Annotated in this window: 25 protein-coding genes and 1 pseudogene; 1 reads left to right on the top strand and 25 read right to left on the bottom strand. The window is 35.5% G+C overall.

The features are described from left to right. Nucleotides 1-96: 96 nt before the first annotated feature. The 17 genes and pseudogenes from HBB17_RS05925 to HBB17_RS05845 all read right to left on the bottom strand — a co-directional run bounded on the left by HBB17_RS05925 (nucleotide 97) and on the right by HBB17_RS05845 (nucleotide 16,626). Nucleotides 97-555 (bottom strand): GNAT family N-acetyltransferase, encoded by a 459-nt coding sequence (locus tag HBB17_RS05925; protein WP_167956544.1) that lies wholly within the window; start codon nucleotides 553-555, stop codon nucleotides 97-99. A 70-nt stretch (nucleotides 556-625) separates the two neighbouring features. Then, nucleotides 626-1,423, bottom strand: a complete 798-nt coding sequence (locus HBB17_RS05920) for a DUF3307 domain-containing protein (RefSeq protein WP_167956543.1) — start codon at nucleotides 1,421-1,423, stop codon at nucleotides 626-628. Between the two features lies 1 nt (nucleotide 1,424). Next, nucleotides 1,425-2,093: a SatD family protein gene (locus tag HBB17_RS05915; RefSeq protein ID WP_167956542.1), complete on the bottom strand. Its 669-nt coding sequence runs from the start codon at nucleotides 2,091-2,093 to the stop codon at nucleotides 1,425-1,427. Nucleotides 2,094-2,339: 246 nt separating this feature from the next. Continuing rightward, nucleotides 2,340-2,432, bottom strand: a pseudogene (locus HBB17_RS05910) (GNAT family N-acetyltransferase); the annotation flags it as partial. A gap of 28 nt (nucleotides 2,433-2,460) precedes the next feature. Beyond that, nucleotides 2,461-2,985 (bottom strand): GNAT family N-acetyltransferase, encoded by a 525-nt coding sequence (locus tag HBB17_RS05905; RefSeq protein WP_167956541.1) that lies wholly within the window; start codon nucleotides 2,983-2,985, stop codon nucleotides 2,461-2,463. Between the two features lie 156 nt (nucleotides 2,986-3,141). Next, on the bottom strand, nucleotides 3,142-6,237 hold the full coding sequence (locus HBB17_RS05900; RefSeq protein WP_167956540.1) for an ATP-binding domain-containing protein: 3,096 nt from the start codon (nucleotides 6,235-6,237) through the stop codon (nucleotides 3,142-3,144). A 78-nt stretch (nucleotides 6,238-6,315) separates the two neighbouring features. After that, complete coding sequence (locus HBB17_RS05895) at nucleotides 6,316-7,215, bottom strand: phosphotransferase (RefSeq protein ID WP_167956539.1); 900 nt, start codon at nucleotides 7,213-7,215, stop codon at nucleotides 6,316-6,318. A 273-nt stretch (nucleotides 7,216-7,488) separates the two neighbouring features. Beyond that, nucleotides 7,489-7,902 (bottom strand): VOC family protein, encoded by a 414-nt coding sequence (locus tag HBB17_RS05890; RefSeq protein ID WP_167956538.1) that lies wholly within the window; start codon nucleotides 7,900-7,902, stop codon nucleotides 7,489-7,491. An 11-nt stretch (nucleotides 7,903-7,913) separates the two neighbouring features. Then, nucleotides 7,914-8,345 (bottom strand): arsenate reductase ArsC, encoded by a 432-nt coding sequence (locus tag HBB17_RS05885; RefSeq protein ID WP_167956649.1) that lies wholly within the window; start codon nucleotides 8,343-8,345, stop codon nucleotides 7,914-7,916. Between the two features lie 151 nt (nucleotides 8,346-8,496). Next, nucleotides 8,497-9,552, bottom strand: coding sequence for an ACR3 family arsenite efflux transporter (arsB, locus tag HBB17_RS05880; RefSeq protein ID WP_167956537.1), 1,056 nt, complete (start codon nucleotides 9,550-9,552; stop codon nucleotides 8,497-8,499). A gap of 199 nt (nucleotides 9,553-9,751) precedes the next feature. Continuing rightward, entirely contained in the window at nucleotides 9,752-10,057 is a 306-nt protein-coding gene (locus tag HBB17_RS05875; RefSeq protein WP_207717327.1) for an ArsR/SmtB family transcription factor, read from the bottom strand. 132 nt (nucleotides 10,058-10,189) lie between these two features. Then, nucleotides 10,190-11,314, bottom strand: a complete 1,125-nt coding sequence (locus tag HBB17_RS05870) for a lysozyme inhibitor LprI family protein (RefSeq protein WP_167956535.1) — start codon at nucleotides 11,312-11,314, stop codon at nucleotides 10,190-10,192. Between the two features lie 76 nt (nucleotides 11,315-11,390). Next, the gene (locus tag HBB17_RS05865; RefSeq protein WP_167956534.1) at nucleotides 11,391-12,134 is read right to left on the bottom strand and encodes a class I SAM-dependent methyltransferase; all 744 of its coding nucleotides are present in this window, start codon (nucleotides 12,132-12,134) and stop codon (nucleotides 11,391-11,393) included. Between the two features lie 277 nt (nucleotides 12,135-12,411). After that, nucleotides 12,412-14,157 carry a leucine-rich repeat protein gene (locus HBB17_RS05860; RefSeq protein ID WP_167956533.1) on the bottom strand — a complete coding sequence of 582 codons (1,746 nt, stop codon included), beginning with the start codon at nucleotides 14,155-14,157 and terminating at the stop codon, nucleotides 12,412-12,414. 57 nt (nucleotides 14,158-14,214) lie between these two features. Beyond that, nucleotides 14,215-14,859, bottom strand: coding sequence for a flavin reductase family protein (locus tag HBB17_RS05855; protein WP_238483683.1), 645 nt, complete (start codon nucleotides 14,857-14,859; stop codon nucleotides 14,215-14,217). A gap of 115 nt (nucleotides 14,860-14,974) precedes the next feature. After that, entirely contained in the window at nucleotides 14,975-15,862 is an 888-nt protein-coding gene (locus HBB17_RS05850; RefSeq protein ID WP_167956532.1) for a metallophosphoesterase family protein, read from the bottom strand. A gap of 266 nt (nucleotides 15,863-16,128) precedes the next feature. Then, nucleotides 16,129-16,626: a GNAT family N-acetyltransferase gene (locus HBB17_RS05845; protein ID WP_167956531.1), complete on the bottom strand. Its 498-nt coding sequence runs from the start codon at nucleotides 16,624-16,626 to the stop codon at nucleotides 16,129-16,131. Between the two features lie 227 nt (nucleotides 16,627-16,853). On the opposite strand from HBB17_RS05845, the gene HBB17_RS05840 reads away from it, so the two are divergent. After that, complete coding sequence (locus HBB17_RS05840) at nucleotides 16,854-17,300, top strand: MarR family winged helix-turn-helix transcriptional regulator (RefSeq protein WP_167956530.1); 447 nt, start codon at nucleotides 16,854-16,856, stop codon at nucleotides 17,298-17,300. Between the two features lie 25 nt (nucleotides 17,301-17,325). On the opposite strand, the gene HBB17_RS05835 is transcribed toward HBB17_RS05840, so the two are convergent. The 8 genes from HBB17_RS05835 to HBB17_RS05800 all read right to left on the bottom strand — a co-directional run bounded on the left by HBB17_RS05835 (nucleotide 17,326) and on the right by HBB17_RS05800 (nucleotide 23,098). Then, nucleotides 17,326-18,642: an alpha/beta hydrolase family protein gene (locus HBB17_RS05835; RefSeq protein ID WP_167956529.1), complete on the bottom strand. Its 1,317-nt coding sequence runs from the start codon at nucleotides 18,640-18,642 to the stop codon at nucleotides 17,326-17,328. 126 nt (nucleotides 18,643-18,768) lie between these two features. Then, a complete protein-coding gene (locus tag HBB17_RS05830) occupies nucleotides 18,769-19,191 on the bottom strand; it encodes a DUF3021 family protein (RefSeq protein WP_167956528.1) in 423 nt (140 codons plus the stop codon). 10 nt (nucleotides 19,192-19,201) lie between these two features. Further along, entirely contained in the window at nucleotides 19,202-19,639 is a 438-nt protein-coding gene (locus HBB17_RS05825) for a LytTR family DNA-binding domain-containing protein (RefSeq protein ID WP_167956527.1), read from the bottom strand. A gap of 81 nt (nucleotides 19,640-19,720) precedes the next feature. After that, on the bottom strand, nucleotides 19,721-20,545 hold the full coding sequence (locus HBB17_RS05820; protein ID WP_167956526.1) for an RES family NAD+ phosphorylase: 825 nt from the start codon (nucleotides 20,543-20,545) through the stop codon (nucleotides 19,721-19,723). Between the two features lie 148 nt (nucleotides 20,546-20,693). Continuing rightward, nucleotides 20,694-21,455, bottom strand: a complete 762-nt coding sequence (locus tag HBB17_RS05815) for an ABC transporter permease (RefSeq protein WP_167956525.1) — start codon at nucleotides 21,453-21,455, stop codon at nucleotides 20,694-20,696. A gap of 2 nt (nucleotides 21,456-21,457) precedes the next feature. Further along, nucleotides 21,458-22,186 (bottom strand): ABC transporter ATP-binding protein, encoded by a 729-nt coding sequence (locus HBB17_RS05810; protein WP_167956524.1) that lies wholly within the window; start codon nucleotides 22,184-22,186, stop codon nucleotides 21,458-21,460. Then, nucleotides 22,183-22,647: a DUF3021 domain-containing protein gene (locus HBB17_RS05805; protein WP_167956523.1), complete on the bottom strand. Its 465-nt coding sequence runs from the start codon at nucleotides 22,645-22,647 to the stop codon at nucleotides 22,183-22,185. Before HBB17_RS05805 ends, HBB17_RS05810 begins: the two co-directional genes overlap by 4 nt. 10 nt (nucleotides 22,648-22,657) lie before the next feature. Next, nucleotides 22,658-23,098, bottom strand: coding sequence for a LytTR family DNA-binding domain-containing protein (locus HBB17_RS05800; protein ID WP_167956522.1), 441 nt, complete (start codon nucleotides 23,096-23,098; stop codon nucleotides 22,658-22,660). Nucleotides 23,099-23,112: the final 14 nt, after the last annotated feature.

The following is a 23,112-nucleotide window of genomic DNA, read 5'->3' as shown; positions in this document are numbered from 1 at the left end:
TCTTGATTCTCCCTATATAATAGATAGATTTAATAGTTAAAAATCTTCTGTATAGGGAACATATTCATTTATAAGGCTTTCAACAGCTATCTTTTTCTACAATTGAAGCATATATACCATCAATGGTTCTTCACTTATTCGTTCAAAGTTATTCTTTTCTGCTATATGTTTTGTAGTACTTTGCTTTGGATCACATTCGATAATTAGTGATTTTATACCTGTTTTCTTGGCATGGAGAATAAGTGATTTCGTTATTTCATCGGCAATTCCTTGACCCCAGTATTTTTCATCTATAATCCAACCAATTTCGTATGCGTCTTCCTCATATGAATGATAAATAACATGTCCAATTAGCAAGTGGTTTTCTTTAAGTTCAAGAGCATATACTAGGGGCTGCTCACATAACCCAGCCTCTTCAATAAATTGTTGCGTCTGCTCCATAGTAAAAGGTTCCTCAATATACTTCATAACACTCGGATTCGATAAAATTCGAAATAAAGCAGAGGCATCTTCTTTGCAAAAACTTCGTATGTTACATCTTTCTGTTTCAATCATAATAAATACAACTCCTAAAATTCTATTTTATATTCGATACGGATATATTTCCCCAATATGTATTTGCTTCCTACATAATTAAACGATACAGGAAAAGTACATAAATCATACTGAGTAAAGTACCAAGCAAATAATATTCTGCAAATGCGCGGTCTGTTGTAATACGATTATAACGCGCAATGGATTTTGCTGTTAATATAAGGCCAATGGCTGAATATTGCCCTAAGGAAAGAAAAATTAAGATAACCAATCGTTCTAAAGAGCCTATAAATGCGCCTGCATTGGTATCTGCAGATGTTTCCATGTCGGCAGCTGACGCATTACTTGGAAGATTCATAATATTTAAAGAAATGGTGCTGTCTGGACGATAGATGGTTAATAATTGCTTAATCGTAATGTTGGCCGGCTTAAGGATCGCAAGAAGCATCGTAATCCATGATAACACGACAATAGGATTTAGATTAACGGTTGTAAAGAATTTCAAAATACGGTGGTCAAAGGTAAGACCTGTTGTATGAATTGTCATTATGTAAGCTGCTGCAATAAAAGTTATAACATGGCTAACTTGATCGATTATATAAATATTTCTAATATGATTTATTGAAATCTTTTCCCTTTTCTTCCTTATGTAAAAGAACTTCGTTATATCAATGAATGTATGCGCAAGACACAGGCTCTGAATGGAAATCATAAATTCTCTTGTATGTACAAGCAATGATAGGATTGTTAGTGAAATCCAATAAATTAGTACATGTTTCGCAAAGGAAGAAATCTTCTTACATTTCTTATCTGCTCGTCTCTCACTTTGTAAGTAAAACTCTCCTACAAGATGGAAGCATAGATAACACACGAGATATGTTTTGAACATGTCAACTTCCTCCTAATTTCATGAATTCATTTTCAACTGACATAACTGCATTGGCATACGTGTAATAATTTGCTTTCAATAGATGTTTACTGACACCTGCCTGTGCGATTCCTAACCGTTTTGAGAGGTTAACCTGGTTATCACCGCACATTGTAAGTTCGCTAATCACATTTAACTGTCCTGGTGTCCAATCTTCCTTAATTACATACAATAATGAAAATATCGTATTCAGTAATTCATAGTTAATTGTTCCATCACGTTCTCCTATTACAAGAATATTAGATAGATGCGTCTTACTCTTCTTTTCTAACTGTTTTAATGTATCGATCCCAGTACGTGCATGATAATAGGCTGGACCATCAGCTCCGAGAGGCAAATGACGATTTATTGTTGTATAAATCTCTCCAACCCCAATCCCAAAACGTATTTTTACAGGATTCATACGCATTTGGATTTCTTCAATAATATGAATAATGGATTTACTTTGTTTTAGTAATCCTTGAAACTCATCACCTAATGTAATCATAAAATCAGAAGCCAGTTCGTTAACATATTTCTTATTAATTTGTTCTAAAACTTCTCTTAACTGTATTTGAATGGTATCTCGTTCTGGTAATTTCTTCGATTGCTTAATATCTCCTATAATTGCAATGTAGATTTGCTTTTCCATAAATCATACCTCCTACTATGATTCAGTATACATCTAATTCATGAAATGCGCAATATAACTCATACAGATTATATATAGATATTATACTTTATTTGAGTTATATATTTATAGTATAATCTCATAAGGTTATATATTTTGAATATATCCAAATTAAGTTATACATAAGTAATATATCCTATATGCCTTCTATATCGAATTATTGGACATTCCTATACGTCCCTGTTTACCATAGAACACTTACCCAATCTATCTTCTTCTCTTCAAATAAACCATATCAACCAATTGTATCCCATCTTCAATCATTGGGTGGTCATAGTGATCCGTAAAGAAGTTTTTGACACATGGGATTCTTAATAACACAGTAGGATTAATCTTCAAAATTTATTCTCAGAATAAGATTACCATCTACTATTTCCCCGGAACTTTTGAATCCTGCCTTTTGATAACATTTTATTGCACGTTTATTTGCAATCTCGGGATCAACGAAAACATGTTTCACATCTGGATATTTGTTATGAATGATTTCAACCATCTGCTTTAATGCATCTGTTCCAAATCCATGATTTCTCTCCTTCTGAATACCAATCCACATATCTAGGCCGATTGTTACTTGATCTTGTATGTAATATTGAATAAAGCCGATTGGCTCCTGATCTCGCAAAATGAAATACGGAAATACCGTAGTTGGATTCTTGATTCTTGACCCGTATTTTTCAATAATCCGTTCAATTGTTACGGGTGCTTCATCCTTTTCATCACACCATACCCATTCTTGCAATTCTGGCTCTGAAAACCATTCTCGCATTAATTCATAATCGGTCATCGTATCTTCCATTTGACGTAACGTAATTGTTCTTTTCTGAATTAACATAGGTATCCATTCCTTTCTCATAATAATCTTGCAATTAAGTTTATTACCCTTACCTCCTATGACCCTAATTCTAAACGAACGATATACCACAGAATATTTTACGTTTCATCAATTATCCTTCGTAGATCTCGAAAGTCATCCGTATTAAATATAATTACTTTTTTCATAAAGCAAAATCTACCATATCTTTCCTAACAACTTATGCAACTGTGCTGTTTGTTCTTTGGTTCCACCATACATGAAATAATAATCAATCTGACTACTTCCTTCTACGGATAGATACGTTCCATACATTGCAATATTACAGCATACCACATTATTCTTTGATGCAATGGCGATACCATAGCCTTTATCTGATACAAGTAATGGTATACGCATTTGCTTAGAACCATACGAGATGTAACTTGCTTTCTTATCCATTGGGATCAACTCACTACTCGCCATTCCTCTTGCCCATAACTTTTCATTCTTTTTAAAATCAAAATACATCCAGGTCTGCTCATTCGGCTCCGTATTAATCTGTCTAGGTTCTTTATCCCGTTCTGAAAGAATTGGATTACCCGATCTGGTGAAGAACTTAACAGCACCTGTCTTTTTCTCAATTTTAATCGCAAGTTGATCGGTAGCAATTCCGATCGCATCTTTCATCTCTTTATACAGCCATTTGGGTTTCTGTGTAAGAAGTCCTGCTGCAACACATTCCTCCGTTGGTTCTGTATAAAGCCATTCCTGCTCATCATCAAACATTGCGCTTTCATGACCTTTGATAAAACTTACTCGTATTACAGCGTCTGTGATTGGCATGATTCGTAATAAACCATAGTTACTCGCAAGTTCTACCCGATCAGAAGATTTCTTTTGCCACCTTATAGAGGTATCTATTCTTCCATGACCGGCTGGATGCAAGCTGTTATTATCTGGTATATCCCCAAATTTGTGTGCACCATATTTTGAAGTTGGTGTGTTCGATACAATGGAAACATCCTTGTCGGTCTCCTTTTGCTTTTTCCCTTGCACAACAATTCGTTTTGGTCCCGTGCGTCTCTCTTCTCCCGCAAGCAAATCCACTTTTTTATAGGTTTTAGGGGTTCTTGTTGGTATTTTCGGAGTATTCTCCTTGTTTAATTTACTCAGAGAGTCATTCTCTACATCAAAAGAATCCATTCTCTTTTCTTTTGGCACTTCTTTTGCAATAAGATCGGTTAAGTTCTCTACATATAAGACAGCAAGCTCATGAAGAGCTCTTGTTGCCGCAACATAAAGCAATTTAACATGTCCATCTTCGGCAGGATAGGCAGCATTCGTTGGATTAAACAGAAGTACTGCATCAAACTCCAGACCTTTTGTGTATTCGACTGGAAGTACCATAACACCACTACCAAACTCAGCTGTATCAAGATTACTGTCTACTAAGTCAAGATGCTGCCCTAGTTTGTTGGAAACGTCCGTTGCTTCCTTTTCATCCCTACAGATTACTGCAATTGTTTCGTGTCCATTCTTTTGCCATAACTTGATTGTTTTTACTGTTTCAATCAGAAGATCTTTGTCATCCGCACATTTGGTAAGTTGGACTTCATTCCCATGTCTGATGATCGGCTCTACCGGATAGATTGCAAATGTACCATGTCGCAAAATGTTCGTAGCAAAATTTGAAATCTCAACGGTATTTCGGTAACTTTTCTTTAACAAGCCAAAGGTATCAAATCTGTCTTTAATAATAAGGCTTTTCAATTCTTCCCAATCATTTAACCCATAGCCAAAATGGATATTCTGTGAAACATCTCCCATAATGGTGTACGTGCAACCTCGTAAACAGTATTTTAAGGAAGCATATGCCATCATTCCGAAATCCTGCGCTTCATCAATTACAACGTGGCTAGCTTCTCGAATCATGTCGATTTCTTTCACTCTCTTGTATATATAGGCAAGTGCTGCAAGATCATATACATCAAAGCACTGATCTGGGAGCTCTATCGCTTTCCCATTTTCCTTTTGTTTAAGAAGAAATGTTTGATAAAAATCATAGATATTCCCTTTCCATACCTTCCCTCCAAAAAAGAAACGGTAGAATTTCTTCATCTCTTCCTTTTCTTCTACGGTATAGGATATATCTCTACATGTAATCTCATTTTCCAATCTGGACATAATTCGTTCATTAAGTGAGAATATCTTATTCTGAACCGATACATGGGGATTCTCCCGAATATAGGTTTCAATCTCTTCCTGCTTTAGTAAGACTTTATTCGTATATTTTGCACGAACCTCTTTATGTGGAATATATTCTAGCTCATATTCCGCACAAAATTTCTCCAGATCATGAAACCACTGGTACGTTCCTTTGATACAGGCGGATTCATCCCCTTTTTCTATTGTTCGGATCGTATATTGTTTTGCATCCCAATCTTCATATAATAATCGAACGAAAAGCTGCTCCATAGTCATCTGTGAGATTCCATATACATCAAGGTCAGGTAGTACACTTGTTATATAATTTAGAAGAATTTGGTTACTTCCTACAATATAGAAATCAATTGGTCTAAATTCATTCTCATAGTTATATAGAATATACGAGATACGATGCATTGCAACGGTAGTCTTACCCGAACCAGCAACTCCTTGAACCAGCATATTATTACGTGGGGATTTTCGAATAATATAGTTTTGTTCTTTTTGAATCGTTGCAATGATTTCCCCAAGTACAGCCTTTTTACTTTTCGCAAGATACTTCGTTAGCAAATCATCATTTGAGACGACTTCCGAATCATAGAAATCAAGTAGTTCGTCATTATTTATCTCATAGGTACGTTTTCGAGTTAAATCGATTGTATAATCGCCAACATTTCTTACATTGTATTTGCAGATACCCAAGGATTCTTCATAATAGCAGTTTGCAACTGGTGCACGCCAGTCTATGACAACCAGATCGGTTACAGAACGATGGATTCCTACCCTACCGATATAGAATGCTTCTTTCGTATTGGTTTTGCTGTCTGTAAAATCGATTCGACCAAAATAAGGTTTTCTTCTAGCTCTTTGGCAGCGAAACAGTTCTTGATTCGCTTCATTCAGACTTGCCTGTGTATTATTCCAAAAAACCATGGTTTCCTTATCTTTTGAAACATCAATCTCTAACATATCACGAAGTTCACCCGTTAATGCCTTGACGGATTGTTCAGCTCGTTCTAGGTTCTTCCCTGCAATCGTGATAACAGCAGCTAGTTTTTTTTCTTCCTCTTCTCTTGTAATTCCTGGTAGTATACTTGTTTTGTCCATGGAATCTCCCCTTTCCCTTATTATTGTTGACCCACTAAACAGGAGCAAGCAGCACATGCGTGCGAATTGTGAATGTTTTTATAGTTTGCACACGGCACACCAATGATCAAGCCATTGTAATTGCTGACTTAAGAACGCTTGATCAATACAATCGATTCCAAGCGTTTCAATAATCGTTGCTTGTATATCATAATGTCTGATTCCGATACATGCTAAAACAGCCAGTTGTTCTGCCTCACTGACTGTATAATACTGCTCATAACCTGTTAGAAATGTCTTCATTCTGTTAAGTGTCACTGTTTTTCCCTGGGTAAAATTACATTCATCAAGAGAGAAATAATCGGTTCCATCACAGATCGTTGCGATATCATACACGGGATATGCATTGGCACAAGCATCAAAATCGTAAACAAGCAACGTATCCTTCTTTACGAAGATATTACCCGCATGAAAATCTCCATGAATAAATCCGGTAGGTATATCTTTAAGATAGCGTAGCAACGTATCCGCGATTTGTCGAAAACGCAATTCATCGCCAAATTTCTTTTTCTGTATAATCTTTAAATAACGGTCTACAAAGAATTCTCTCCCATGTATTGCTAAGGTATTTCTCGAACGTTCCATACATTTTCTCATCTTACCGCACAAGTTCCCAAGCTCCGCAAGTCGTTCTCCTCGTTCCAGTTCACTCCCATTAACAAACGCATATAAGATACAAACACAATTTTCATATATGGAATACAGCTGATTCTCTACTGTAGGGATGATCATCGGAACTGGGATTTTATTCTCCATTAACTGTTCTTGTACCCAAGTTGATTGAATTGCATACGGATTATTCTTCTCGCGAAACTGCTTGTATATGTATTTCTTTTCTTTGGTTACTACAAGGAATACTTTACCGATCCAATCACGTAAAACCTCAACGGAGACTACTTCCATACCATATTGCATATTAATAAAATCGATTATCTTCATTCTTTTTCACCTATATTCAACTATATACAAACCCAACTACTAGTAAATATACTTCAATACAATCGTTTTGCCTTATACCCAAGATACGATTTATTCCGTCACAAGAATTATTTAACGTAACGTTATCTATTCATTATACATCATAATTTACCTTAAAGCACGAAAAATAACGTATCCTTATAATAAAATTAATAAGGACACGTTACATAAAATAAATATAAATTTTGTAAAGTTACGAAGTAATACATATACCAACAAAGGTTAGAAGTTCCTTTAAAAATCGCACATAAGCTCCCATTGTATACCAAATCGATCTTTAACCGCACCGATTATCACCATATATGGCGGTTTTTCCAGTGGCTTGATCACTTCTCCACCTTCCGATAGTATGTGAAATGCTTTTATAACTTCTTCTTCCGTATCAAAACCAACTCGATACATTACTTCTTTTGTAAGTCTTACTTGTTCTTCGTCTGACCAATCATTCATTCTTACTTCTTGTTCTCCAAACATAATTTCTGAATGATAAACAAGATTGTTCTTCGTTTCATCTGGTTTCTCCCAACCATTTTTTACGGCATCTGCATAATGTAGTAAACTCCTTACTGTACAGCCGAAAGCACTCTTATATAATTCTAATGCTTCCTCTGTCTCTCCTGAAAAACACAATACTTGAATGAATTTCATTCGCTTCCTCCTTACATTACAATGAATCGCTCCCTTAACACTTTCACCTTACTTTCAATCTCATGAATGATCGCAAGAAATGCTTCGTCACTCTTACCACTAGGATCTTCTAAGCCCCAATCCTCACGGAATTTGCAAGGTAACATGGGACATTGCACATTACAGCCCATGGTAATGACAACATCAGGGCTTGGAATATCTTCTAGTAACTTATTGTGTTGCGATTCTTCCATATCGATTCCATAGATCTGTTTCATAAGTCTGACTGCATCCGGATTAATATGGTCTTTGAGATGTGTACCCGCGGAGTATGAATCGAATACATCACTAGCAAATCGTTTTCCTAAAGCTTCTGCAATTTGACTTCTACAGGAATTATGGACACATACAAAAGCGACTTTTGGTCGTTCTTCTATATCAAGGGTAATTTTCGCCTTATTCATTAGTTCGTTTTGATTGATATCTGTATCAATACTCGTTATGTTCTTCATTAAATTCTCCATTCTGTCTTCTTTTCGCTAATTATCGCCCTCAAGTCTATTATACTTATTTCTGACTCGTATTTCTATTCTAATTTATCATGTACTAGACAAATCATTGCAAATGGGACGAAAACCATCTTTTTGTGCCATTCGCTATCTTAACAAGAATTAACATAACAGGTACCTCTACTAGTACCCCAACTATTGTTGCTAACGCCACTGGACTCTTTGCACCAAATAGAGAGATAGCAACTGCAACTGCTAATTCAAAGAAGTTCGATGCGCCAATCATTCCTGTAGGTGCTGCAATATCATGAGGTAGCTTCAATAATTTACTTACAAAGTAAGCAAGAAAGAAAATGAAAAATGTCTGTATGATCAGTGGTATGGCGATTAGAATAATATGAAGTGGATTATGAATGATTACATTTCCTTGGAACGAAAAGAGCAAAATCAGCGTTAGTAAAAGACCGATGGTAGTCACTTGATTAAATTTGGGCAGATACGTTTGTGTGAAATAAATCTCCCCTTTTTTCTTAATCATGATTACTCGAGTCAAAATTCCTGCACCTAATGGAACCACTACAAATAAAATCACAGATACAATTAGAGTAGCCCATGGAATCTCTACTCCACCTACTCCTAGAAGAAAGGCTACAATTGGTGTAAATGCTACTAAGATGATCAAATCATTCGTTGCTACCTGAACCACTGTATAAGCAGGATTCCCTTTCGTTAATGTACTCCATACAAATACCATTGCTGTACAAGGTGCTGCTCCTAATAGTACCGCACCTGCCAAATAATCTTTCGCTAATTCTGGTGAAATTAAATTAGAAAAAATGACATAGAAAAAAAGATATGCAATACCAAACATGGTAAATGGCTTAATCAACCAATTTATGACCCAGGTTACAAACAGCCCTTTTGGATTCTTTCCTACATTTTTTATACTTTGAAAATCCACCTTCATCATCATAGGATAAATCATAAACCAGATTAAGATTGTAATTGGTATTGAAACATTCGCATATTCGAATTTACTTAACAATTCAGGAATCCTAGGTATATATTTGCTAATGATCACCCCTAGTACCATACAGAATATCACCCATATGGATAGGTACTTTTCGAAAAATCCAATACCTGATGTTTTTTGCTTTTTCATTCTTCTTTCCTCCATTACTACAATTTTGAACTATCTTTTTGAATTTTAAGATGTTTTGAATCATTTGATACTGATGAATACGCATATGATAGCAGCCTCATTATGTGAATACCATCATACGCTAATATTCATATATTTAAATCTATCGATATGATGTATAAAATATACACCATCTCTTTGAGATGGCGAAATATTTTTATTAATCACAACTTTCCTTATATTCAGGATCTTGTATTTCCGTAGTCAGCGATTGTAAAATGTGATTTGCCTGTTTACAGCCTTCTGAACTAATTCTGTAATGCGTCCATTTGCCCTCTTTTCTAGCAGTCACCATTCCAGATTCACATAATATCTTCATGTGATGTGATAATGTTGGTTGACAGATATTTAACTCATCGAGTAGACTACACGCACATTTCTCTCCAGATACCAAAAGCTTTAGAATCTCAACTCTTCTTTCGTCACATAATGCTTTAAATATCTTAGCGATCTCCGCATTTGTCATCATCTGCACCCCTTTATAATACCTTTGAATTTACATATAGTATATTCAACACATTGATGTTTGTCAATATGTTTTCCCATCTTCCTGTTCCATAATCCAGTCATAGCCTTTATAAGTTACATGCTCAAATTCCTAACGAAGATATTCTGCAAGCTCATAAACCCGCGATTTTGTTAACTCTGCACCTTTATCATACTCTAACATTATTTGCATTGTTCCTCCTTCAAATTCTGCGCCGGCTTCTTTCATCTTCACTTCTTTCTCTTCAATCCATTTCTTTTCTTCTTTCGTTAATTTTTCCATTGTTGTCGAATCTAGTTGATTACGTAAGCGATTCCAAACTACATTTAATTCATTATCCCATAATTTATAGATTTGATAAACAATACGATTCATATCCTGTTGTGAAATATCTTCCGCTTGAAGTTCCTTTTCTAAATCTTTAACATCTTTTTCAATTAATTCCAACTCTTCCTCTATAGAAATCGTCTCTACCTCATAACTAGAAAAACCATCTCCTGTATTCACATTATAGATTCCGTAAAATGGGAGTTCTGTTTCTTTAGAATCCTCTAGGTTACCATATCCCACCCAACTACGATATTCCTCTGGTAAATCTTTTAGAGAAGCACCTGGCAAATAAATTAAGATCTCTTTCGCATTATATAGACCATAAGGTTCACTATATTTGTACAACATCTCATCAAGGATTTCCTCTTTACCCGCTTTCTCTTCTGTTTCAATATGTGTAATTTTCACCGAATAGGTATATGCATTAATTTTCTTAGGTTCGCTGAATTGTCCTTTGAAATCACTGACATAATAAACACCGCTTGGGTATCCTTCCCCTGTTACCCCCATATCCGAATCATGGTATTGTCCATCAAAAGAACCATCTTTATGAACATGCAAAACGGTACACCAGGCTCCCGCACCACTTCCATACCAGAATTCCAAATTTGATAGATCTGTAAATGAAAATTGGCCTTCTTTCTCTTGATTTTCTGATTCTGCTGCCGATGATTCATCTGATGAAGCAGTAGTGTCTTCTGGTTCAGTTGATTCTACTGATTCTGACACCTCTTCTGCATTCGAGTCTTCTGTTTCTTGGGCGTTGTTAGTAGTATTGTCTGAAATTGTTTCTGTTACATTTCCCTCTGTATTTCGTTTTCCCGCATTTTCTGATTTACAGCCAGTTAACACACTACCTGCCATAACCATAGTCATTAACAACACGATATATTTTTGTTTTTTCATTTTCTTCTCTCTCTTTTCCATCATTATTCCATCTATGTATATGGTTCTATAATCATTTTCTTATCATTCATTCGTTTTATTCTTTCTCTAATACAAATATTCTACGATTTACGGTATCCGGTTCGCCATCCCAGTGAAAATGTCGAAGCTCTACGACCTTAAAATACGTACCCAAAATCGTAGTCCATTCCTCATCACTGTGATTGACAATCCGCAATATATCCTTATAAAACAGATGATTCTTTTCCCTCTCTTCAAATCCTTTCTTTTCAATCAACTCTTGTTCAAAATAAGGGTTGAGTCCAATAATTACTTTCGCACCTTTCTTGCATACATTCGCTGCACTTTTTATGATTGCTTCACAAACTGGCGTTGGCACGACATCAAGTACATTGGAACAAAAAAAGCCGTCATAGGAATCTGGTTGCTGTTGTTTTAGCCATTGTGTTGTGATCGGTAAAAAGGTAATCTGCTCCTTTACGTGAAATGTTTCAGCATATTGTATTGCTGCTTTTACACCATTTTCAGAAACATCAACTGCGGTTACATGAGGACATCCTCGTTTTACCATAATTACAGAAGCCCAGCCTGACCCACATCCATAATCTAAAACTTGTTTTTGGGTGGCTAGTTCTGCTGCCGCTTCCGCTAATACTTTACTACCGATCTCATACCATGCTGTATCCAGATTAAGATTTTCATCATTCTCTTCCTCTTGACCCAACCAGTCATTCCAGAAATCCAGTGATTTCGCATATTCCTTTTCCATAAATTCTGACATTTTATTCGTATTCTTATCCATCATATCTGTATACTCCATTCTTTTTCTTGTTCAAGTCTAATCTTTTCTATGATTTCTGTTCCATCATAAGTAATTTGTAGATATTTTAGTCTAATGTATTATCTGTAATGAAAATCTTATGTATTTGTGCTCAAGCCATTAATTACTATATTTTGAAATTATTTCATTCCTGTGTCAAACATCTTAAGAACTTATTAAGTTTACTATAATTTTCCTTTTATAGATAAAGAACGAGGAATGTATTGCATCTAAAACATTCAATACATTCCTCGTTTATCCTAATATACATCTTTCATTACAATTTTGTTATCTTCACTTTACTACTCTGCCCTTTACCTTTTAACAATTTCTTATACACACTTAGTTTTGACTTTGGTACTTCGATTACTGCAGAATCACTAACTTCAGAAAATGCTTTCTTCTTTACAGTTTTAAGTTTCGTAGTTTTAATTTGGATCTTCTGCACATTGTTCCAACTTGGTAGCCCGAGATTACCAATCTTCGTTATGTTGCTACCAAATACAATAGTTTTTGTATAATAGCAGTTATCAAATGCTTGATCATAGACTTCTGTTACTTTGTACGTCGCACCATTAATCTTGATTGTAGAAGGTATGGTAATCTTCGTACTTGATATATCCTCAATATGATTTACAGCAACTGTCTTCGTTTTACTTGTACTTTTAATGATCGAATAGGTGATCTTCTTAACAGTGAATTGATCACCCTTTACTAAATTGTCTTTTGCTGCTGTGCCATCTGTAGGAACCGTACAGAATACGGGAGTGGAATCATTGGTAAAGTACCATGTCACTTTATCGTTGTATACGATTGGCTGGCAATCGGAAAGATTTCCTGTCATACTACCTACCTTCGTAACCGTTTCTCCCTTTCCATTCACTATAACATAATTAACTTCCTGTTGATAGGTATCCGTATTCGTAACTTCCCATAATACCATAAAGGAATCATCCGTAATCTTAACTAACTGTGGTGTACTTACACGTGCTTTACTATTTTTCTTATACTTCGTCAGATACAGAAGTTTTGTATTTCCATCTGTGAGGGTACCCTGTGGGGTAACACTTAAGAAAACATTTCGGACAGATGCACTGGTATTGTCATAATTACCTACAACCAAATAGGAGGAACTTGAGACCTCAAAACCACCAACACTTCCACCTGTTGCATTCGCACCAATGCTCCCTGGGAATTCCAGCAAATCAATACTACTGCATTTACCAGTAAATGTTGTTTCTCCTGCCGACTTCTCATATTTGATTAAAGCAATGGAACGTGGATAGGCATCTCCATGATCAACTGCCAACAGCTCTTTTCCATTCACCTGAATGAATTGGTTGAAGGAATGACTTACATAACCATACCCGATATTCATCACAATGGAATACGAATCTGTAATCTCCATCGTATCCGTATTCACAGAAAATGTAAGGTTTGCCTGATGATTATACCCATCAGAGCTCTTATACATCTCATGGCTTGTTCGAATGTATAGCATATCTCCACTTTCCGCAAATCGAAGACTTCCTGCATCGAATGGTACGGTTGTATTACAATCTTTTAGAGAACAACTGGCAATACGTTTCCAATCTTTTGAGTATTTGACAACACGAATCACTTCACAAGTCTTACTTTGCTTGCTGTTGGTCTGTCCAAAAACGAAGTAATTGGCATCTTTGCCAGAGTAAAATCCACCGTACAGAGAAAGTTCTTTTTTTATCGTATCTTTCTTCAGTAATTTGTAATTCTTGTCGTAATTTTCATATATAATCTTATCATCGATACATTCCACTCTCGTTAAAGTATGATCTTCATTTTCATACAGATTGGAATACATAGGAGAAGACCAAGTAGAATAATTCTGGTTACTCTTATTATTACTTGTTGTTCCACCCTCCGTTGCAGCTCGTTCCGCTTTCAGCGTATCCATTGGTAAAAGAATACTAATGAGTATGATGAGCAAAGGAAATAGCCATCTTTTTTTGATTGTCTTGCATTTTGTGACATCGTATTTCAACATCTCTTCCTCCCAATTTCCTTTTACTTTTAATATAAATCCTTGTAGCACTTTTATATCTTATAATTCCTTATAACTCCTAAAATTCTTTATGATTCCAAGACAGGTTTCTTCCTCTTCTCCACTTTCCGGATTTAGTGGAGAATGAATGTTATACAGATATCCAGTTTCTCCGTATCGTCCTTGTAGGTTCTCTTGATAATGGTTCTCATCCATCCAGACATTGCAAACCTTAACGCACATAACGACATGATTGCTGCCTGGATATAATTCTTTTTCCCAACGATATTCACATTCAAGATTAAGGAAACACTCCTCTACCATTGGCGCATTCACCACAGATGCTTTTTTGACGGTTAGATCAGCTAACTGAATCTCATCATCATCATAACGATTATGATCGACAGTACTAAGGCATTTTTTATAAATTGATGCATCAGGGAAGTTAATCACCAATTGTTTGTTCGCTTTTACAGCGGAATACATGTGTGAGTATTTGTTCACGCTAGAGAATATACAGTAGAAACCGTTATCATTACTGAATGATAGCCAAGATTGCATGATCGCATTGGTTTTTCCATTCCCTTTATAGCAAGTTACTAAAACTAATGGTGATGGTATTGCTGTTACATGTTCAAGCCAATCAAAACCATATAAATTACGATCCTTCATAAAATTTGGGCAAATACGAAATTCCTTTTTCATAATGTAAATTCCTCCAATTCTTTTTTCCTAAGTTTCTTTGTTTAACATCGTATAATATTAACTATAGTTAGTAACCACATTTACTATAGGTAATTTTATTCGTATAAGAGAACGTTTATTTTCTTCGATCTAGAGTAGATACCCTTGGCTGAATGGATACACCATTCCATCTTCTGTTTGTGATTCCCACCTCTTCAGGTGTTGTACTTAAGTATTCCCCCTCCATCCCTCTGATCTTTATATGATTTTTATCCAGTTCAACGAAACAATGAAATGCTTGCTTATATAGGATCACATCTTTCAAATAAGGATATTTCATATGAATCGTATCTCCATACGGATAAACTGGTTTTAAACCGTGCCAAACATAAGACATCGCATTCAATGTATAGTAGCAAATATTATTGATTATTTTACAATCGTCTCCATGATCATGTCCATTCATACAAAGCAGGGTATTTCTTGATTCTATTAGTTTCTGAATCTTTTCTCGGTTTGCAATCCCCCGTTGCTCGAACTCATTCGCTAGACTATGATGAGAAAAGATTACATAGGATAGGTCTTCTCTAAAAATTTCTTGCTTTAACCATTCTACTTCGGAATCTGGAATTACCGGATATCTGCAATTCTTCGCTTTCCCTTTCCTGTAAGTAGGATAGTTCATATGATTGCTCTTCATATAGCACGCATTTAATACAATGAATTTCGTATCGTCCACAATAAACGAATAATACGGTTTCTCCATTTGTAAAAAATTCATAATTTCACTTTGGGAATATTGTTCTGAATCATGATTCCCAATCACGTAATAGTTTGCAATACCTGTACTTTTTAGTTTTTCTACAATTCGTTTGTTCTTTTCTATTGGATAACACAGATCGCCAAGAGAGATAATAAAATCCAGTTGTTCCATTTTAACTTTTGTAATGAATTCCTCAATTCGTCGATCTCCATCAAATATGGAATCATAATGAAGATCGGTAAATACCGCGAATTTTACCATATAGTTCCTCCAAGTTTAATGCACTACACATTCCTTTCTATGTATCCAATTTTAATTTTACATATCGTCAAACCACATACATATATTTCCGTCACTATCCTTACTATATATTTATTTTATAGTAGATTCAATAGTTATTTTAGCTTATGTTTTTCGTCAAATCCTACATAGAATTTCCTTTTTCATCTCTTTTTTGTACAAAAAAATACCAATGACCATTTATGATCATTGGTATTTTTACGAACAGATTCTATTTTTAACTAAAATCAATATAGATTCTTGCTTCGTCTTTCCATCAGAACGGTATTTCTCCAGATTCCGTCCACATCTTTTGCAATGTTTTCCCGTGTACCGACTACTCGGAACCCACATTTCTTATGTAATGCAATACTGGCTTCATTTATTTCGAAGATCCCCGATTGTAATGTCCATATACCAAGTTTCTCTGATTCTTCGATTACCTTACTTAACAGTGCTGTACCAATCTGCTGCCCTCTTCCCTTTTGTGCTATGTAGATACTTACTTCATTCACTCCTCTATATACACATCGACTACTTGTAGGAGAAAGTGCAATCCAACCAAGGATTTCATTCTTTTCATCAACAGCTACAAAACGACACTCCTTACAATGACCTTGGTTCCAAGCTTCATACTCTGGTGCTTCTGTCTGAAATGTTGCTTTTTTCGTTGCAATCCCTTCAAGATAAATTCTCTTTACACTTTCGTAATCTTCTGCTTTCATTTCACGAATATCATATCTCATGTTCATCGACCTTTCTTCTCTTCTCGTATTGTTTATTGGATTACTTTTCATAGTATATACCAGTTTTTATTTAATTGCAATATACAACTATTGTATTATGCACATTATTTTATCATAACTTCATTGAATTACCCCTCTAGATTTGCTATAATAACAGAAGTCCGACCCAAAAATAGTCATACTTTATAGGAACGATTACTAGATCATAGGGAAACGAGGTATCATCTATGAAACAAGAAGATTACAAAGAATTTAGAGAAAAGATTCGCCTTATGGAGAGAAAATTAGGCTTACTTAATAAAGGAACCGGATGTTGTGCTATCTCCTTATCACAATGTCATGCACTTGTTGAGATTGGACATGCACCAAAGATTAATCTTCGGAACTTAGCTCAATGTCTTGATCTCGATATTAGTACAATGAGTCGCTGCATTGATAGCTTAGTTAAGAAACATTTGGTTTCCCGTACAACTTCTTTAGAAGACCGTAGATGTGTTCATTTAGAATTAACAGAAGAAGGATTCACATTATTTGAATCCATTGAAAATAATATGAATGATCGATTTGATCAAATCTTTCATCGAATACCAGATGAGCAACGCATGGTTGTATTACAAGGTTTGGATACCATATTACTTGCTCTACAAGAAGATAATACAAGGAAAGGGAATTAGTATCCGTCTAATTCCCTTTCCTCGTTTATTTCGTAAATGTCCCTGTCATCGTATAGGCAGGACCACCTTTTAAGTAACAGTCAAAGAAGGATAAGATTGCCTCCTGTTCTGTCTTAAGACAATACCGTACATCAATCGTTGCTTTTTCTCTATTTAACATATTCGTTAAGAATGGAGAAATCAATGCTAAATCTGTAAGGGTTAGATGTTTTGCTCCTTTTAGATACATCGTATAATTCTCTTTACAGATTGTATCTGCGATTTTATTTCCTGCATATACACCATTTGTTCGATCGTCAATAATCTGGTTCCATACCGAGTCAGAATAGATATTCAAGATAGGCGTATCATACGCTTCCCCTTTTGCAACAATGTCATCGTTTGTTTCATCATAGGAAAGTTCTGAGAAATAAGGACCATCAATATTAATGATGGCGTCAATATCCTCTCTCTCCTGTCCGACCCATACGCTACTTGCTGCTCCCATGGAATGACCAAATAACCCGATCTTTTCTGTATCAATCAAATTATATGGACTTTTTGCATCTGTTTCCTGTGCGTATTGAAGAATCGTGTCTAAAGTTAGATTAATACCAGAAACACGAACGTCCATCCATTTACCAATATAGTCATACGCTTCTTTTGCCGTACAATCAACGCTATTCGCATACATTACTTCTTTGTAATAGTTCATATCCATCATTGCCATTTTCCCAGTATCTGATTTTGTAAAGAAAGAATGACCTGGATGATCAATGGAACAAACGACATATCCATGACTGGCTAGTTCTACAAAAGCAGAAAAATTACTATCCTTAACTCCATAAGCACCATGATCGAATACAACTAGTGGAAAACTTTTGTTCGTATCTTCTGGATTTTTTGGATACCAAAAAGCTACATTTACATAATTGTTCTTCCCGTCTAGATACTTATGCTCTGAATCGGTATACGTGATCTCCTTTGTTGCAACATCATACATTCCTGTCGATGCAATTGGCTTATAGTCTGGGAAAACCAACCCTGGCACACAAGCAAAGAAGAAAAGAATGCACATCAAAATTCCTTGTAGGACCACCTTCCCTTTACGGAACGGTTTTGATGGAGTGGCTTTATATAATTTCACACCACCAATGATTGCATAGAGCAATAATAAAATTGCTACCATATACCAGCGAAAACTAAAGGAAAGAATTGGTGTAATTGCCAGTATTAAGAATACAAGAAACCCGCATACTCTTACTTTATTTCGTATCTGATCTTGCCTAGATCCTTTTACTAAACTGAAAATAACAAATCCGATTTCGAATAAAATCAATGTAATTAAAAATATTTTTTCCATCAAGATTTCCTCCCATTTATTTGATAAATGCATTGTAACATGGGATTTTTAGCGGGTAAATCGAATTTCGGTAAGTTGTAAGATAGCCAAAATAAGTTGTAAGAACAGACAGGTAAGTGGATGAATCTATTGCTGATTCTCTGATTTCAACAACCGTAGTTTTTCATTGATCTGGTTCGCTGTTTTCCGATCGAGCAACCAATCGATTACACATACCAACACATAGATTACCATAATCTCTGCACCGAATATGATTGTTTCCAGCCAACCGGAACAGATTGCGAATACATTACCAAAGGTCAGAACAATGACTTCAATTAATATAAAATGCAAGATTCGTCGAACATTCCTCTCCCGTTCTGACAGTTCTTTTCTAGACCAATAGATCAGATTCACACAATCCGTTGCAAATGCCATAAAGGTAACTAACAAAATCTTTTCACTTGTAAAGATAAAATCAGGATTCAAGATGGCTGTTCCTATTATGATAATCCCAAAGATTACAAAAAAGTTGCGAATCATGTTGGATAGTACTTGACTTAACTTCATTTTTCTCCTCCTATAACCCTAATTTTGATTTCAGTATGGGAACATATTGTCTGGAAACCACAATGGTTTCTCCGTTATCTAACGTTGCATCAAACCGTCCACTTAAGGAAGGTTTAACAAAATCAATCTTACTAATATTCAAGATGAAGGATTTGGACGCACGAAAGAATTTCTTAGGGGGACACAATTCCTCCAGTTCATATAATTTTTGTTTGGACTCATAGACTTTATTCTTGCAATAGATAAACACTTTATTATCCACTGCTTCAAAATAATACACATCTGCAAATTGCAACCGATGAATACTATCTCCATTATATCCGATTAAATCTGCATTCTGTTTTTCAATATTCTTTACGCAGTTCAGGATTCGATCATTTACTTCGTGACAACGAATTAAGATTTCTTCCTCCTTATTCACGTCAATTGTTTCAATTGATATCTTCACCGTACTCCTCCTTTTCCAACATTCCAAAAAAGACCGTTGCAGATGTGATACGCTTGCAACGGTCCCTTCCTATTGAGCTCCTTACAGATTCTTCACGTCAATATGGCAAGACAACGTGTCTGGAAGCACCTGCATGGTTTCTGGATGGAAGATGACGATGCATTTTCCATTTGGGTCAAGGTGACTTTGATATAGGATTCCATCATAACCGATTCGTTCTAGATAATCGGAGAATAGACGGAATGGTTCATGATGAAATTCTCGTTCTTCTTCTGTTCCTTCTACTGGACAGAAGATATCGCTGGTTAATAAAACATTTAACATAATATTATAGGAATAGATTTCAGAGATTGCTTTTTTCCCTGAAGTACCACCATGAATACCATAGATAAACTTAATTCGTTGACAGTCTTCTTTAAAATAGTCTTCTGCTAGTTTTAAATTCAGATTCGTATCATCGATCAATTTCGCTAACTTAAGTTTTCTTGTATTCTCGAAATCACATGTAGAAATCTGCTCCCTGTCTTCTAGATGCATCTCCTTCAAACAAGCTTTCATCGAATCTTCTTTTGTCTGACGGTCATATGGAATCACATAATAACCGTAGGATTTATTCTTTGCATCCAAGCAATATACTGGTTTTTTGTCTTTGTCTGGCATAAATGCTTCTAATTCGCAAGAAGGTTCCCCAATCATCTTTGTTGCTTTACTTCCTGCTTTCAACTGATAATCACGACAAGAATGGGTGAATTCCTCTGAATACACTTGGTAGATGCACTCAAAGATCTCATAGTGATCCTTTGCTTCTTCCAATGTTTTATACTGGTATCCATCTGCTTTCATCTTTTCTTTCGTTGTATTCCAGATTGCTTTCATATAATCAAATACTTCTTGTCTCGTTGCCATTATACTGTCTCCTATCTCCTAACGCTTGTAAATATGTATGAGTCTTGGAACGATAATCCAAGCTCTTCTCTAGTATATCACAATCACAAGAAATTGCGAAACTCTTTTTTAACTCTTAAGATGTCTACTATTGTTGCAAACTGATACACTAACGAACATCACTTTGCATCTTCTTACGGAAGACAAAGGTTGCTAACAGATAGATCACAACTGCATAGACTAAGATGATCAAAAGTGGTTGCCCCAGTTTGCTATATTCTCCTCGAATAGCAAATCTAGCAGCGGCGACACCATGATAGAAAGGAAAGACTTTACATATCTTTTCTAATGTTCCTCCAATCGAATCAACATCCATCCAGATTCCGCCGATCATACAGGCAGCAGAAATGATAATGGAACAGATTCCAGGTGCAGCTTTTTCATTCAATAATGTTGCAAAGAATAATCCGAAACCAATGAATAACAATGCTGATGGAAGCAAAACAACCATGCAAAGTAAGATGTTTTGTATCTCAAAATGATAGCCTTTGATCTGTCCAATAATCATTGCTGCAATAAATGTAATTACGGACTGTAAGACTGCTATAAGAATAACAGGATATGTATATCCAGCAACAAATTCCCCTGGTTTCATTGGTGATACATACAAACGAATCAAGAATGCAGTGGAACGATCCTTTGATACTTGTAGACAGGTGAACAACATGATAAAGGTCAACCCAAAGCATGCAATACCAGGTGCAAGATTTTGAATTTGGAAGATTTCAATAGCAGCTTGTGCAGGAATACTTTCATTTACAATTGTCATAATAATTAACATGACGATAGGAAAACCTACACAGAATATATAACTTAATGGATCTCTTACTATTTCCTTTAATGTTCTTTTTGCAAATACAATTCCTCTCATACTTACACCTCTCCTTCAGCAATTGCTATAAATGCATCTTCCAGTGAATCTTTCTGTGTCATTGCTTTAATCTCATCTACGGTGTTACACGCTTTCAATTCGCCATCTACCATGATTGCTACTTTATCCGATAATGCTTCCGCTTCCTCCATGTAATGGGTCGTTAATACGATGGTAATCTTTCCTTTCAAACCAGAAATGATCTTCCATAGCTGTTTTCTAGCTAACACATCAAGTCCTAATGTCGGTTCATCAAGGAATAGAATCTTCGGATTCGTGATGAGTGCCATCCCAATACTTAATCTTCTTTGCCATCCACCAGATAAGGTTTTTGCCTTACTCTTACGAACTTCATCTAATGAAAACTGTTTCATTACCTCTTCCATTCGTTTCTTCGCCTCTGTTGTTGAAAACCCATAGATCTGTGCAACGAATAATAGATTCTCTTCTACTGTTAGATTTGGTGCAATCGCTGTTTCCTGTGTTGAGACATTACAGATTTTCTTTACTTGATCAAGCTCCGTTTTAATATTGTAACCACCAACATAGGCTTCCCCACTGGTTGGTTTTGATAAACCAGTTAACATACGGATTGTCGTCGTTTTACCAGCACCATTTACACCTAATAATGAAAATAAAATTCCTTCTTCTACCTGAAAGGTACTTCCCTTTACGGCCACTTTGTCACCAAATTTCTTTTGTAGCTGATTTAATTCAATTGCATTTTTCATTCTTCCACCCTCATTTCTCCTAATTTTTTATTGATTTGGTTAATGGACTCTTTACATGTGCGATATTGTATTACCCATGTTACTGAATAGGAAATCATATAACTGATCACAGATGCAATCAGTGATACTTTATATTTCCCTAGGTTCCAACAATACATTGCTACTGGAAGCCATACCATTGTCGTTGCTATGAAATACAAGATACTTTGTACGAGTAAACTAATTCGTTCAAACTCCATAATGATGGACCAAAATCCAAAAGCGGTACTTGTTAAGCCAATGAGTAAACACTGAACCAAGAATGCATAGGTCTTGTTTGGAAAATGTGCCACGAAATCTGGGATAACTGGTAAAAAATCTGGATCTTTCTTCACTGCCATCATAATTACTGCGAATACAACGTTGATTGCTACTGAATACATAAAACTATTCAATCCTCGAATAACTGCTTTCTTTAACATTCGACTCACCTCAAATTCCTAATGCTTTCTTTATCTTCGATACATATCTACGGGAAACATATGCTTCCTTCTCCCCTTCTAAGTACATACGAATTGTACCTGTCAAGCTCGTATCCATTCGCTTGATTTTCTTGATGTTCACAATCTCCGAATTGGATATTCGAATAAATAGCGTCTTGTCTAATTGCTGTTCGAGCTCATATAGTCGTTGTTGTAATCGATATGTTCCATGAACAGCAGTTACATATACTTTTGAATCTTGTGTGTAGATATGAATAATATCCGGATTAGCCAACATAACAATGGAATCGTCTTGGTATGCCTTAATTCCTTGGTTTAGTGTAGAATCAATGGTCTTGTATAAGAATTTCACTTCTTGTGTCATCTCATTGTTACAAATATGTACCTGGGGTTCTTCATACCTTTTATCAATTATTAGTTTAATCTTCATGATTTCCTCCGATT

The organism is Anaerosporobacter faecicola, from assembly GCF_012070565.1.
GTDB classification, from domain to species: domain Bacteria; phylum Bacillota; class Clostridia; order Lachnospirales; family Lachnospiraceae; genus Anaerosporobacter; species Anaerosporobacter faecicola.
This window is presented reverse-complemented; position numbering and strand designations above follow the sequence as displayed.